Here is a 14984-nt window from a genome sequence, read left to right as displayed (position 1 = left end):
CGCTCCTGACATGAAAGCCTCCTTCCGCCATGCTCTCCTGTCCGCCACCCTGGCGGGCTGCTGTTCTGCCGCTCCGGGCGGGGAACACGGGTACTGGATGAGCAGTCCGTCCCTGAACGGCTGGCGGGAGGCCGTCTTCCGCGCCGGCGTTCCGGCCCAGCCTGCCGTGCTCCCGCCCGGCGTGGAGATGATGATGGTAGGCTCCTCCTCTCCCGCCGTTCAGATTCTGGTGCTGGAGGGGATGACGCACCTGCTCACTTTCGGTGACATGCGCGCCACCCTGAAATTTGACGGCGCCCTCCGGCTGGACCCGGACTGCCTGATGGCCCACTGGGGGCGGTGCATGAGCCTGATGGGCGCAGGCCCGGAATTCCAGTCCCGGCGCGTCCAGTCCATGAAGCGCATGAAGGAGCTGGCGCTGCGCCCGGACTGCCCGGAACAGGAACGCGCCTATGCGGACGCCCTGGCCGTGCTGCTGATGGACGGCCCGGAGAAAGCGCGGGAATCATGGAAAAACATCTGCTCCACCTGGAAGCGCGATCCTTACGCCCCCCTCTTTTACGCCATGCTCCTGCGCGACGGCTTTGACGGAGACGGCAACCCCGGAGAAGGGCAGAAGGAGGCCGTCCGCGTGGTGGACGCCGTCCTGAAAGAACGCCCGGACTCCCAGGCGGCCCTGTTCATGCGTGTCCTGCTGGAGGAGGTGGCCCCGGTCATCTCTCCGGAGACGGTGGAAACCGCCCGCAAGGCCGCCGCGGCCAACCCCCTCTCCGCTTCCGCCCAGCATCTGCTGGGGCACTGCCTGTTCCGCACGGGGGACTATGAAGGAGCTTCCGCCGCCTTCCAGGCCTCTGAAAACCTGTGCCTGGCGTGGGAAAAAACGGAAAACGTGCCCCGTGCGCTGAATGACGCCTATTTCCGTTCCATTCTTTACCGTGCCGTCTCTGAATTCTGCGCGGGCCATTACAAAAAGGCGGAGGCCATCGCCTCCAGGGCGGCCGCCATGCCGCTGGACAGGGAACACCCCCTGGCTCCCGGCACGCTCCTTCAAATTTGGGAGGCCAGGACATTGCCCGTCCGGCTCATGCTGGCCAGGCCCTCCCTCCCCGCGCAGGCGCACCTGCTGAAGGCGTCTCCGGGGCCACTCCCCAAGGGATTTCCGGACTTGAGCAACGGCATGACGGCGGTGGTCACCCAGTACATGGGCGCCTGCTGCGCGGCCAAACAGGGCAGGCCGGGCGCCGTAGCGGCCGGCTTTGACAAACTGTCCGGCATCCTGCGCCTGTTCATGGAAGGCGCGGAAGCGGCCCGGCGCCAGATGAGCCTCTCCTACTGGGCGCGATGTCTTCAAATGGGAAGCCTTTACTCCTCGGAAATCCGTGCCCTCATGTTCCCGGACTCCGCCAACGTCTGGATGTCGGAATCCATTCGGAGCCAGCGTTACTCCTCCCTGCTGCTGCCCCCCGTGGTGCCGTACCCCGCGGAATGGAAGCTGGCCCAGGCCTACCTCCAGGGCGGCAAATACCGGGAATGCGCGGACATGTGCGGACAGGCGCTGAAGCGCTTCCCCAACCACGCCGGGGTACTGGCCACCATGAGCCAGGCGCGCGGCAAAGAAAAGGCCGCGCCCGTAACGCAGGCGCGGAAAAAGAACCGGACCAAATAAAATGGATACCTGTGAACGGCCGTATTTCCCTGGCGGGCGCCCTGGCTCCCTGGCGCGGCAACATTCCGGCAACCATTCATTTTCAATAACCACATACATCAATCAAATATGAACCATCCCTATCTGGACCCCTCCTTCCTGGTCTCCTGGTCACGGCTCACGCCGGACGCCATCAAGCCGGACATCACGGAGGCCATCTCCCGCGCCAAAGCCAACATCCAGGCCATCTGCGACCAGCTCCTGGACTCCCTCACTTATGAAAGCACCTTCGGCGCTCTGGAAAAAGCCTCGGAGGACCTGCACCTCGGCTGGGGCCGGGCCATGCATCTGGACTCCGTGAATGATGAACCCTCCCAGCGTGAAGCCATCGGTGAAATGCTGCCGGAGGTGGTGGCCTTCTCCTCCTCCGTGCCGCTGAACCCGTGCCTGTGGACGGTCCTGAAAGCCGCCGCGGCCTGTGACTGGGTGAAAGACCTCTCCCCCGTCAGGCAGCGCTTCATTCAGGAAACCCTGGCGGACTTCCGTGAAAGCGGGGCGGACCTGCCGGACGGCGTGAAGCCGGAATATGCGGAAATAGAAGCCCGGCTCTCCCTGAAGACCAAGAAATTCGCGGAAAACGTGCTGGACTCCACCAACGCCTGGGAACTCATCGTGGAAAATGAAGCGGAACTCTCCGGCCTGCCGGACTCCGCGAAGGAGGCCGCCCGGCTGGACGCCCTGGCCAATGGCCACGGCACGGAAGAAGCCCCCCGCTGGCGTTTTACGCAGAAATTCACCTCCCTCCAGCCCGTCATGCAGTTCGCGGACTCGGACGGCCTGCGCCGTCAAATGTGGGAAGGCTCCTGCTCCATCGGGAAGGACGGGGAATACGACAACGAGGCCCTTATTGCGGAAATCCTGGAACTGCGGGATAAAAAGGCCCGCCTGCTGGGATACGGGTGCTTTGCGGACTACGCCACCTCCCGCCGCATGGCCGGGAGCGGCGCCAACGCCCTGGACTTCATCAACGACCTGCACGACAAGGTGAAGCCCTCCTTCCTGAAAGACATGGAAGCCGTACGCCTCTACAAGGAGGAAAAAACCGGAAAACCCGTGGAAAAACTCTCACCGTGGGAAACCGGCTACTGGTCTGAAAAACGCCGCCGCGAGCTGTACGCCTTTGATGAGGAAGACCTGCGGCCGTACTACTCCGTGGAAAAGGTGATGGACGGCCTCTTCTCCATTTACTCCGGCCTGTACGGCATCACGGTAACGCCGCGCCCCACAGTGGCCTTCAAGCCGGGAGAACCCGGAGAAGTGCCGGAAGGCGCGGTGGAAGTATGGCACCCGGACGTGCTGTTCTATGAACTGCATGATGCGGAAAGCGGGGAGCACCTGGGCTCCTTTTATGCGGACTGGCATCCGCGGGACTCCAAGCGCGCCGGGGCGTGGATGAACTACCTGAGCGTGGGGGAACCCCCGCACGGCGGCAAGCCCCGCGTTCCGCACGTGGGGCTGATGGTCGGCAACATGACCAAGCCCGTGGGGGACAAGCCCGCGCTGCTCTCCCACCGGGAGGTGGAAACCATCTTCCATGAATTCGGCCACCTGCTGCACCAGCTCCTTTCCGATGTGGAGGTCAAATCCCTGGCGGGCACCAACGTGGCCTGGGACTTTGTGGAACTGCCCTCCCAGATCAATGAAAACTGGTGCTGGGAGCGGGAATCCGTGGACCTCTTTGCCGCGCACTATGAGACGGGTGAAAAAATCCCGGATGAACTCTTCTCCAAAATGCGCGCCGCCCGCAACTACATGAGCGGCACGGACTTCATGCGCCAGCTCTGCTTCGGCAAGCTGGACCTGGAGCTTCACGTGAACTGGCCGCAGTACAAGGGCGTTCCGCTGGAAGAAACGGATGAGCGCATCCTGGCGGACTACCGGGTGCCCATGACCCACCGCGGCCCCTCCGTGGCGCGCCGCCTGACCCACATCTTCGCGGACCCCACGGGCTATGCCTCCGGCTACTACTCCTACAAATGGGCGGAAGTGCTGGAAGCGGACGCCTTCAGCCGCTTCCTGAAAGAAGGGGTGCTGAACCCGCAGACCGGACGCGACTTCCGCCGCTGCATCCTCAGCAAGGGCAACAGCAAGCCTGCCGCGGAACTCTACCGCGACTTCATGGGCCGTGATCCGGACGCGGAAGCGTTGCTCGTCAAATCCGGAGTTCTTTAAATCAATTGATCATATAATCCTCATGCCTGAACAAAAAAGACTCTCTCTCGCCGGCATCGGGTGCGGCTCCCGTACGCGCACCTACATGAAGCTGGCCATGGAACAAAAAGACCGCTACCGCATTGCCGCCGCGGCGGACCCCGTCAAGCAGCGCACGGAAGCCGTGCGTGACTTTGCCCCGGAGGAGGAACGGGACTCCATCCGCCTGTTCAAGGACGCCGCCTCCCTGCTGGAGGAACCGCGCCTGGCGGACGTAGCCATCATCGGCACGCAGGACGACTACCACTACGGCCCGTGCAAAAAAGCCATGGAGCTGGGCTACCACGTCCTGCTGGAAAAACCCATCGCCAAGACGCTGAGGGAAGCGCTGGAACTGCGTGACATGGCGCGCCAGCTGAAGCGCCGCGTGGCCGTGTGCCACGTGCTGCGCTACACCCAGTTCTACCGCACCCTGAAAAAAATCATCGCCAGCGGGGAAATAGGGGACGTCATCACCTTCAATGCCAATGAAGGCGTGGGGGCGTGGCACTTCGCCCACTCCTTCGTGCGCGGTCACTGGGGCAACAGCAAAACCTCCACTCCCATGATCGTGGCCAAATGCTGCCATGACATGGACATCCTCTACTGGCTCATGGGGCGGCGCAAATGCCTCTCCGTAGCCAGCTTCGGGGAGCTCACCTTCTTCACGAAAAAAACGCTCTCCTCCCCCCGGCCGGAACGCTGTACGGACTGGACCTCCCCGGTGGGGGAAGACCCCTGGGACGCCCGCAAATACGCCACGGATGACGAATGCAAGCGCTGGCTGGGCATGGTCTACGACCGCGCGCAGGAAGCCACGGCGGAGGAAATCTGCGAGTGGCTCAAAACCTCGCCGTGGGGCAGGGACTACCTCCAGTGCGACAACGACCAGCCGGACCACCAGGTCTCCATCATGCGCTTTGAAGGTGGCCTGACCGGCACCTTCACGATGACGGCCTTTGAACAGGGACGCCATATCGAGGTATACGGCACCAAGGGCAAAATCCGCGCCGGAGCCTTCTACAAGGAAAACGGCCCCGGTGAAATCACCGTCACGCCCCACTTTGGCGGAAAAACCCGCGTGGTGGAGCTGGAAGAACTGGCCGGAGGCTACCAGGGCCACGGCGGCGGCGACTGGGGACTGGTGGACGCCCTTTATGACGACATGCTGACGGTGCCCACCCCGGCGGACATGACCACTTCCATTGAAGAATCCGCCCACTCCCATGTGATGGCCTTCGCCACGGAACACGCCCGGCTGACCGGCCAGGTAGTGGACGTGGCCGAATTCGAGCGCCGGGTCATGAGGGGTGAACTGGACTATTGATCCGGTAATTCAACGCCTCAATTTCCAGAAAACGGACGGGAAACCGTCCGTTTTTTGTTGATTCCGGGGCTGGAACCGTTGATGGTTGAAAACTTATTCCACCATGAAAAGGCAGAATAATTGGCCAAGTTTATAAATCATGATTCTTCCGGTTTTAAATGATAAAAAATAACTTATTGGTCAGGATGAAGTTATAAATCGGACGGATTTGGAATCCGGTATGAGTTCCCCAATCACGAAAAGCCGTCCTTCGCGATGCGCCGGGATGGCTTGCAGGAATGACAAGTTAACGCTCCATCAACATTTCCTTCATTACCTTTCACAGTTGCCTATCGCCTGGGAGTCAGCGTTCCGGCCCTGATGGCGAACCGCCGCCAGAATGCAAAGACGGTTATTAACTATTACTGGAACGCAAAGGAAGCCCATGCCTCAACAATACCTCCGGCAAATCACGGAGTATTGACGACTCAATTTCCTGGAACCATTTTTCTTTCAATTTTGTAGGCTTGACTTCGGATTCCAAATCCGGCATATATCTTGTGAATTGGTTAAAACCATGAAGAAATCATTCATTCTGCTATTATTGGCAGGGGCCGTCTCCGCGGCTTCTGCGGCTTCCTTGAAAATCAATCTGGGGTCTTCCTCCGCCGGGGATTCGGATTGGATCAGTGTGGCTACTCAAACGACTTCCATCACGGGAGGAAAAGCCACCTCCTACACTCCCATTGCTTCCTTGAGCAAAAACGGGGGCGCTGTTTCCTCTTCCCTCGTTCTAGGCAATCTGGATGGCCGGGACATCACGCTCAGCATGGCTTATAAAAGCACCGCCGCCATGAATGCGGGGTATCTGGACGCGGCGGGAACGGCTCCCTCCCTGAACTCCCTGTTCCCGGACACCGTAACGTACTCTTCCATCAACGGAAAGTGCAACGGGGTGAAAACTCAGGCCGTCGGCTTGCAATTCACATTGAGCGGCCTGGCGGCCAATACCACCTATTATCTCTACGTTCTGGGCAACAGCGGCTTCTCCACTAATAAAACCAGCATGACTCTTTCAGGCGGCGTCAGTGACGTCACCGGCAGCCTGATGGACGGTTATGAAGGTGCGGGAACGGTGGCCGGTTCAACCTTTCAGGGAACGACGGATTCCTCCGGCGTGGGGATGGAATGGACCTTCACTACGGACGGCTCCGGCCAGGTGACGCTCACATATGAACGCGCCGCGGGCGTGGCCGCGGATGTTTTAAGCGGGGATGTTGTTTTAAACGGGTTCATGCTGGCGACCGAGCCCATTCCTGAACCGTCTACGGCGTCTCTGGGGCTGGTCGCCCTGGCCGCATTGATGCTGCGGCGGCGCAAAAGATAGGAACATTCAGTTTTTTGACGAGATAACCGGAAAGGAGGGATGAAAGAGCATGGCAGCTGCCATCCCCCTTTCCGGCATTTTTTATTTGCAGAGCTTGATTTGTTAGATTATGTAGTAACTTTATATCTATGAAAAGGAAATCTCTCTTCTTTCTTTTTGGAGTCATGGTTGTTTCCGCTCTTTGCGCTCTGGGGAATTTGGCGCAGGGTGGGGGAACGGTGGAATCCTTCGGCGTGGATTTCGGCAATGCCTCCTCTGCGGCGCAGCCGGGATGGACGAATATGGGGGTAGTGACCACCGCCCCGTCCGCCACGCTGAAAAGCGTGCCCCTGCGGAGAAATAATCTGGAAGCCTCTTCCTCCCCCGTTCTGGCCGGAACATTGTTCGGGCGTTCCGTGTATCTGGCTGTGGCGGCCAAGTCGGAGGCAAGCGTGGGAAACATGTGTTACAACAACGCCAATTCCACGTGGCGGGAAAAGGGGGAAACCCGGGGAACGCAGGCGGGCGGCGTGCTGGAGGCGGAAAGCGTTTTCGCCTTCCCGAATCATGGGGAGGCGCTTAATACAAGTTTGATGCTCTTCACCAACGGCATGGCGGCCCGGGCCGGTACGGTACGGGTCTCCCTTTCCGGACTGGCTCCGGGCAAGGAATATGCCGTTTCCTTTTTCCTGGGCAGCGGAAGGCCTGCGTACCAGTCCGTTTCCCTGGTATCCGGAGGGCATGTGGACGTGAAGGCCCTCCAGACCTCCACCGGTTCCCGGACGGACGGCAAATGGAAGGGGGGCGTCAACACGGCGGATGCGGATACTTACATGGCGGTGGAATGGACTGCGGAAGCGGATGAGGCAGGGACGCTCGTTTTTGACGTGGTGAAGGAAGGAAGCTCCGCCGGAACAGGCTCCATGAATTTGAATGCGCTGACTGTCCGTACGGATGATACTGCGGCCCCTCCCGCTCCGGAGCCGCGGCCCGTCAGCGTGCTGCATAACAAGGCGCTGACCGTTCTTTCCTCCCCGGTGGCGCTTCCCGTTCCTGCGGACGCCTGGACCGGAAACGGGGAAATGACCTGTGAGCTGTGGATCAGGCCGGATGAGGACGCCGCCTCCGGCGCCATACTTTCCCTGGGGTCTTCCATGCTCTCCCTGAACGGGGGCCGTTTGCGCCTGGAAGCGGGGAATGCGGAAACTCCCGCTTCCCTGGAGGCTTCCGGCCAGTCCTTTGCCGCCGGAACCTGGCGCCATGTGGCGGTATCCCTGGGGGCGGAAAACGTCAGCCTGTATGTGGACGGAATACTGGCGGGGACCGCTCCCGCCGCGCCTTACCTCGCTGCCATGAAAAACGGCTGGACCGGGCTGGAGCTGGCGGCGCAGTTCAAGGGCGCCCGGGATGAACTGCGGCTTTGGAATGCGGAGCTGGGGGCGGAGGCGGATGACTTTTTCCTGACGGGGCCGTTGCCCATGGCACACCCCAGGTATGGCCGCCTGATAGGATTATGGAGGCTGGACGGCGACTTCCGGGACGCCAAATGGACGGAATTTGCGGGCAAAACGGGCAGTTCCTTCACCCGGCCTTACCAAGCGGTGACGCCGCCCGGAGCGGAATTCTCCATCGTCACGGACAACAACACCTTCCGGTACATGCTGGTGACCGGATACGTCCGTGAAAGCCATATCATGTGGAACTGGCCCTCCCGCCCCCACATGATCAATAACTCCGACCTCATTTACATCGGCGCCGCTTCCGCCGCCGCCAATGGGGACATCATCTTTTCCTACCCGGACAACGACGTGACGGAAAGCCGGGGCGTGCAGCTTCTCCCCGCTGACGGCACGCGGACGAACGTTCTGGAATTCACCGGAGAAAACGCTTATATGAACGTGGGCAACGGGCTGCTGGCGGGCAGCAATGCCAACGCGTTCACTATTGAAGTGAATCTGGCTCTATCCGCCGGGGAGCAGAATGTCACCCTGTTTGAAAACGACAGCGTGTCCATGACGCTGGCGTGGGCGGACGGCCATTACAAGGCGCGCCTGCAAGCGGGCTCCACCGCCGCCTGGGAGGCGGACCTGCCCGCAGTAGCCCTGCATGAATACTTCTGGCTGGCCTTCATCCGCAACTCCACGGCGGGAACGGGCGTCTTTTACCTGAACGGTTCCCCCCTGCAAACGGCGGCGGTTGCCGCCGGGGAGATGAACGGCACGCCGAATGCCGTCGTGGGCCGGAACCTGAAGGGGAAAATAGACGACATGCGCGTGTGGCATCTGGCCCGGCCCGTCAACCGCCTGGGCACGGAAGTGCAGCCCAACTGGAATGACCGCCTCATCGTGGCCCGCTGGGGGAACAGCGATGTCTTTGGCCGTGATACCGCCTCCTGGGCGGAACATGTGCGCACGCTGCGCGGCATGACGGAAGGGGTGGGAGGCATGCGCATCCGCCTGGGCATTGCCGGAGGAGCGTGGAGCGCCATGCTGCCTAATGCCGCCGCCCGCCAGAGATTTGCGGACGGCATCAGGGACCTGTTGAAAAAATATCCGCTGGACGGCGTGGACCTGGACTTTGAATGGCTGTACCAGGGAGACGGGAAATGGACCAGCTACGGCCAGCTGGCCCAAGCCATCCGGGAGACCAATCCGGACATGTTCTTTTCCATCTCCCTGCATACCGTCGCCTACTGGTTCCCCGCCGCGTACATGCAGTATGTGGACTACTTCACCTTTCAGAACTACGGGCCGTCCATTGACGTGAATACTTATAACAGCATGGTTTCCGCCTGCGGAAAATTCCGGAGCCAGGGCTTCCCGGACAACAAGATCATTTTAAGCGCCCCTTTCCAGGGAACGCCCGGAACCTCCGGACTGCCTGACGGCAAAAAGCCGGGGGACTACATCAAGGGATACAGGGAGATTGCCGCCAATTGCCCGGAAGCGGACAACCCCGACAATGACACGGCCGTTTATTCCTATTCCGGCCTGAACCTGACGCTGCATTACAACGGCGTCACCACCGTCAAAAAGAAAGCCAAATACATCAGCGGCCAGAAGCTGGCGGGCTTCATGTACTGGGACATGGGGCTGGACGTGGCGGACGCCACCGGAAGCAACAACTACTTTGACCGGCGCTCCCTGCTGCGCGCCGCCAACCGCTACGTGTCTTCCACGTCGTTCCCCGTGACGGCCTCCCCGTTCAGCCTGTCCCGGGTGGGGGCGTCCGTTCCCGCCGCCGGAGGCGCGGTGGATGTGGAAGTGCAGATGGAAGAGGAAGCCCTGGGCTGGGTGGTGGCGGAATCTCCGGAATGGATTTCCGTTTCCGCCGCCTCCGGCATTGGCCGCACCACGGTCATCCTGACGGCGGCGGAAAACAAATCCGCCGCCGCACGGTCCGGAACGGTGGTATTCCGCGCTTCCGACAAGCAGGAATGCGCCGTCACCGTCACGCAGGCCGGGGCCGACCTGGCGGGCTACGACAAATGGGTGCAGGACACCTTCCCGCCGGACGCCGCGGCGGACCGGACGGCTGCGGATGCCTCCCCCTCCGGGGACGGCATCACCAACCTGATGAAATACGCCACGGGCCTGGACCCGCTGAAACCCTGCGGAAGCGTCACGAAGGTGACGGCGGAAGAGGGCGCTGACGGAAAAATGCACATGGTCCTGCGCTGGCCCGTGAACCCGCAGGCGGCGGAAGTAAGGCATGAAGTGGAAGTCTCCCCGGACCTGGTCAACTGGACGTCCCTGGGGGAAGTGGAAACCGCCGGAAAGACGTCCGCCGAATTCCGGGATACGGAACCCGTGCAGGAGAGTGGAATGAGACGCCGCTTCCTCCGCCTGAAAGTGACGCGGGAATAGCTTTTTTACTCTCCCTTTGTGAAATAGAAAGGGCCGCAGAGGTCTGCGGCCCACCCCGTTCTGCGGTATTCCCGGGACAGGGGAGGAAACTATTTCCCCTTCTTCTTGATCTTTTCCTTCACCCGCTCCACATTGGCGCGGGCGTCCTCATTCCCCAGTTCCGCTGCCTGTTCGTACCACTTCTGCGCCTCGGCCAGGTCCTTGGCCACGCCCGTTCCGCGTTCATACATGGAACCCAGGTTATTCATGGACTTGGCGTCATCCTGTTCCGCGCCCTTAATGTAAAACTGGTAGGCCAGCGCCGTATCCTGCGGTATTCCCAGGCCTTCCTCATGCAGGTAGCCCAGCAGGAAATACATGCCCGGCACGGCATGGGTCTGGTTCTGCTCCAGCCTGGTCAGAATATCAAGCGCCGCCTTGGGGTCCGGCTCCATGTCCTCTCCCTTGATGAGCAGGCGCGCCTTCTCCACCAGGGCCTCCGGGTCCCTCGTCTCCGCGGCCTTCAGCACGTAATCCTTGTGCAGCTCCTTGTTCGGCTGCACGCCGATTCCCTGCTCGTAATACCGGGCCAGCCTCTTGAGGCCGCGCACATCCTCCTTTTTCACCAGCGCGGTGGCTGCCGTCATGGCGGAAGCCAGGAGCTGCTGCCGTTCCGCAGGGTCCTTTATGTTCCCGGCCACGGTTTCATAATAATTGGCCAGCTCGTCCAGGGCGGTCAGGCTGCCCAGTTCCACGGCCTGTTCCCACAGCTTCACGGCCTCCGGGTTAATGGCCTGTGGGGCGGGGGCCTGGCGTTCCTTGCCGGATGGCGTCATCCAGGGCGGAACGGCTCCGGCGTCCGTCAGGGTATCTTCCGCCTTATTCTTCGCGCCCGGCTTTTTGAGCCACGGGGGAGTATTTTCATCCGTCCCGTTCAGAGTCAGCTTCACCTGCTGGTAAGGGGAACTGGAGGAATCCTGCGCCGCCGCTTCCTCCATATTCTGGGGATAGGCGGCCTGGTTGGCCAGGAAGAGCAGGGAGGGAATGTGCCCCCGCGCCGCCAGGCCGTGCATCATGGCGCTGTAAGGCTGGAGGTTTTCATTATTGGAACTCCACATGTCCGCCGCATCCACATGGCCTTTCAGGGCTCCCCGGAACATCCAGGAATCCCCCTCCGCCATACGCTTTTCCAGACCGAATTCATAGATGAGGGCGCGACCCAGCACGTACATGCCGCAGGGGTCCCCCTGTCCGGCGGAAAGCCGGGCCCAGGCCAGGGCTTCCGGGTAGCCGGACTCCTCGCTCCTGTAGCTGAACAGCATCAGGTAGGCCAGGTCCGCCTGGCTGCGGGCGTCCCCTTCCTGCGCTTTTTTGCGGAGAACGGCGGTCAGGTCTTCCCACTGTTCCGGAGTGACGTACTCGGAAATGCCTCTCAGCGTGATGAAATCCCCTGTGGCGGCTTTCGCCAGGCAGTCATTCAGCAGGGTTTTGGCCGGTTCCATGGCAGGCCTGTCCATCAACTCCGGGTCCTCCATCTGGGCCAGGCGCAGTTTGGCCAGGGGGTGGCCTTCCTCCGCCGCCTGCTTGTACCACGTGCGCATGTTTTCCCGCGCTTCATGGGCCTTCCCCACGGAATCCATGGTGTTGGCAAGCTCCTCCTTCCACAGCTCGCCCAGCTGGACGCTGGAATCCGCGTCTCCCAGCTGGGAGGCAAGTTCCAGCTCCTTGTGCGTTTTGGCGTAGGGCGGGAGCTGGTTAAGCTTTTTCTGGGGCAGGGTAAGCGGTTCCTTCAGGAAGGGCATGCCCCGCTCGTCATGAAGGGCCAGCAGGTCCAGAGCGGCTTTGCGCAGCTCCTGTTCCTGCGGCGGCTTCTGTTCGGAAATCCACTGCGCGTACCAGGCATAGGCATTATTGCTCCCCAGTTTCCGGGCTTTGTCACAGATGCGCTTTACCTGCCCGCTCTCCAGCTTGAGGGTTCCGCTGGCGCCCCGGGAAATCAGGGCCAGCATGGTGGGAAGGTCCCCCCTCTCCAGAAGCTCCGTGAGGTATTCATGCTTGAGCCCGCCGCGGATTTCTTCAGGCAGGGTGGGAAGCATGGCGATGGCCGCGGCGTGCCCCGCTTCTGCCGCTTTGGAAAGAGTCTCAAAGGCCAGCTCCTGCCACTCCTTCCGGCGCGGATGGTCAGGGGAAGCTGTCTTTCCCAGAAAATGGGCCAGTTCCCCCATCCGGGCCAGAAGAACCGGTTTGGCGTTTTTCCGGTGCTTCATCAGGGAATCCAAAACGGCGGCCGGGTCCTCCTTCAGCCAGTCCACCTTGATGAAAGCGAGCTGGGCCAGCGCGTCCTGGTCGCCGGAGGCGGCTTTCTTCTCCAGGGGAGCCAGGTAGCGCCTCAACTCTGCCTCCGGCAGGTCTGTAACGGTGTACAGCGCGGTGACGGCGTCCATGTCCCCTTTCCCGGCCAGCTTGCGGCAGGCCTCCAGCCATTCCGCATGCTCCGGCTGCATGGTTTGCGCCTTGAAAATGCCGAAAATCCCGTAGGGGTCCGTCATCATGAGCCTGGGCGCCGGATGCCCGGATGCGGTCGCCGCGTCACGGAAAAAATGCTGCATGTGTTCCAGGCAGGCCAGCGGCAGGTCCCCGCGGTTCAGGTAATAAAGTCCCATCCAGTACTCCCCGGCCAGCATGTTGGCCCGGAAATCTCCCGTGGCGGCCTTGTCAAGCAGTTCCCCATACGTCCAGCCGCCGTCCATGGGCAGTTGGGAAAGGTCCCGGACCGGGGCGGACTCCGCCTGTCCGGGCGGATTTGCGGGCGCCTGGGACGGAGCGTCCTGGGCGTGGGCCGGGAGGGAAAAAATAAAGGGAATAAGCAGAAGACGGGCACGCATGGGTCAGCTCTTTTCTAGCAGGAAAAACCTCTGCCCTACAAGCGTTTTTCACGTGACTGAATGTTTAACTATTTATTATGTCACGTTCTTTAATTTAAAGCAGGCTCCTGAAACGGCTCCGGGGGTACGGACAGGGGCCATGGGAGCGGGCTTCACGGGCGGGAGGGGCGGAAGGAACCGGGGATTTCAAGCCCGCAGCGTCCCTCCGGTCCGCGCCATTTTAAATAAAAACTTCCGGCGGGCGGCGCACTAAACCTCCCGGCGTTTTTCCGGCTGTTCCCGCAGCAGGGCGCGCAGCCGGCTGCGGTCCAGTTTCCCCATCACCGTCAGGGGAAGAGGCGTCTCCATGACGGAACGGATGCGCTGGGGGCCGGGAGCCGCCGCATTCCATTCACGGCAGGCCTGTTCCAGCAATGCCGCGGAAGGCCCGCAGGCGACCAGTTCGGTTCCCGCGCGCGGATGCGGGACGGCCTCCACCACGGCCTCCGGAACGCTGCGGCGCAGGGCATCCTGAACGGCATCCGGGTCCACCAGTTCCCCCAGAACCTTGACGAGCCTGTCAGCCCGGCGCAGGAAGGTCAGCAGGCGCCCTTCCAGGCGCGCCAGGTCACGGGTGCGCCACCACTCCTGCGGGGCCACCCGTTCCAGCAGAAAACCTCCATCGGCCTGCGTCAGCAGGCGTCCGCACAACTTGCCTTCCCCCTGGAAGCGCAGGAGCCCTCCTTCATCCGTTGCCGCCTCCCAGTGCGGCAGAAGGGAAAGGCGGTCCGTGTGGTAGGGATCGCCGGGGAGGGCGGTAGCCAGCTGGGAGCCGGACTCCGTCATGCCGTAGCTCTGCACCACGGGCCAGCCCAGGGCGCGTGCCTTCCGCCCCATTTCCAAGTCCAGCGCCCCCCCGCCCACAATAATGCATCCGGCGGTGGCCGGAGCCTGGAGGCGATGGCTGACCAGGTCAATAACCTGCGTGGGGACCAGGGAGGACCAGCGGGCCCCGGAACTTTTCATCAGGTCCGCATAAGCATGCGGATTCCACTTGCCGTGAAGCGTATGGACGGCGGTCCCGGCCAGGGCGGCGCGCAGGTGGATCATGGCGCCTCCCACGTGCCAGACGGGCAGCGGGCAGCACCAGTCCCCGCGTTCCGCGTGCAGGTGGTCCAGCGCGCCGCGCGCGCAGGCGTCCAAGGCGCGGCGGGTGAATAAAATGGCTTTGGGCGGGGAACCGGAAGAACCGGACGTGGTAAAGGCAACGGCCTTGTCCATCCCCTGGCGGGAAAGAAAGGCCGCGGCACGTTCCCCCCAGTCCTTCAAATGGGGTGGCGCCATCACGCAGGGGCCGTTGTCCCGGTCCCAGGGCAGGGATGTTCCGGTGGCGGACATGGCGGCGGTTTACCGGGAGGCGTTCCTGCGCAGGGTATGCCAGCGCTCCTCCATGCGGGGTTTCAGATGGTGCTCAATCCACGCATAAGCCGCTTCCAGGCCGCCTGTCTTGAACGTGCGGCCTATTTCCGCCTCCACGCCTGTGGCGTTGCCGGTGCGGCGCAGGAAATCATTGCTGGTGAACTCAATGAAAAGCTTTCCGTTGATCGCTCCTTCTTCCGCCAGAATCCATTCCCTGACGTACAGCGCCAGAATGGCGTCCCCTACCCATGCCTCCACGCGGAGGCGTTCTTCTGTGGCCTTGTCCATA

8 protein-coding genes are annotated in these 14984 nt (G+C 61.8%); 5 read left to right on the top strand and 3 right to left on the bottom strand.

The annotated features are described in order from the left end of the window. The first annotated feature begins 10 nt into the window (after window positions 1–10). The 5 genes from ABGM91_RS12125 (at window position 11) to ABGM91_RS12105 (ending at window position 10433) form a co-directional block, all read left to right on the top strand. Window positions 11–1666 (top strand): tetratricopeptide repeat protein, encoded by a 1656-nt coding sequence (locus tag ABGM91_RS12125; protein WP_354832667.1) that lies wholly within the window; start codon window positions 11–13, stop codon window positions 1664–1666. A 108-nt stretch (window positions 1667–1774) separates the two neighbouring features. Continuing rightward, complete coding sequence (locus tag ABGM91_RS12120) at window positions 1775–3877, top strand: M3 family metallopeptidase (RefSeq protein WP_354832665.1); 2103 nt, start codon at window positions 1775–1777, stop codon at window positions 3875–3877. Window positions 3878–3899: 22 nt separating this feature from the next. Then, a complete protein-coding gene (locus tag ABGM91_RS12115; protein WP_354832663.1) occupies window positions 3900–5222 on the top strand; it encodes a Gfo/Idh/MocA family oxidoreductase in 1323 nt (440 codons plus the stop codon). A gap of 556 nt (window positions 5223–5778) precedes the next feature. After that, on the top strand, window positions 5779–6588 hold the full coding sequence (locus ABGM91_RS12110; RefSeq protein WP_354832661.1) for a PEP-CTERM sorting domain-containing protein: 810 nt from the start codon (window positions 5779–5781) through the stop codon (window positions 6586–6588). A 164-nt stretch (window positions 6589–6752) separates the two neighbouring features. Beyond that, window positions 6753–10433: a LamG-like jellyroll fold domain-containing protein gene (locus ABGM91_RS12105; protein WP_354832659.1), complete on the top strand. Its 3681-nt coding sequence runs from the start codon at window positions 6753–6755 to the stop codon at window positions 10431–10433. An 89-nt stretch (window positions 10434–10522) separates the two neighbouring features. On the opposite strand, the gene ABGM91_RS12100 is transcribed toward ABGM91_RS12105, so the two are convergent. The 3 genes from ABGM91_RS12100 to ABGM91_RS12090 form a co-directional block, all read right to left on the bottom strand. Then, a complete protein-coding gene (locus ABGM91_RS12100) occupies window positions 10523–13297 on the bottom strand; it encodes a hypothetical protein (protein WP_354832657.1) in 2775 nt (924 codons plus the stop codon). A gap of 249 nt (window positions 13298–13546) precedes the next feature. Next, a complete protein-coding gene (locus ABGM91_RS12095) occupies window positions 13547–14674 on the bottom strand; it encodes an AMP-binding protein (protein ID WP_354832655.1) in 1128 nt (375 codons plus the stop codon). A 9-nt stretch (window positions 14675–14683) separates the two neighbouring features. After that, a complete protein-coding gene (locus ABGM91_RS12090; protein ID WP_215428483.1) occupies window positions 14684–14983 on the bottom strand; it encodes a hypothetical protein in 300 nt (99 codons plus the stop codon). Window position 14984: the final 1 nt, after the last annotated feature.

The sequence above is a fragment of the Akkermansia muciniphila genome (assembly GCF_040616545.1).
Lineage (GTDB): Bacteria > Verrucomicrobiota > Verrucomicrobiia > Verrucomicrobiales > Akkermansiaceae > Akkermansia > Akkermansia muciniphila_E.
The sequence above is the reverse complement of the archived record's forward strand: the minus strand, read 5'-3'. Positions and strand labels throughout refer to the sequence as shown.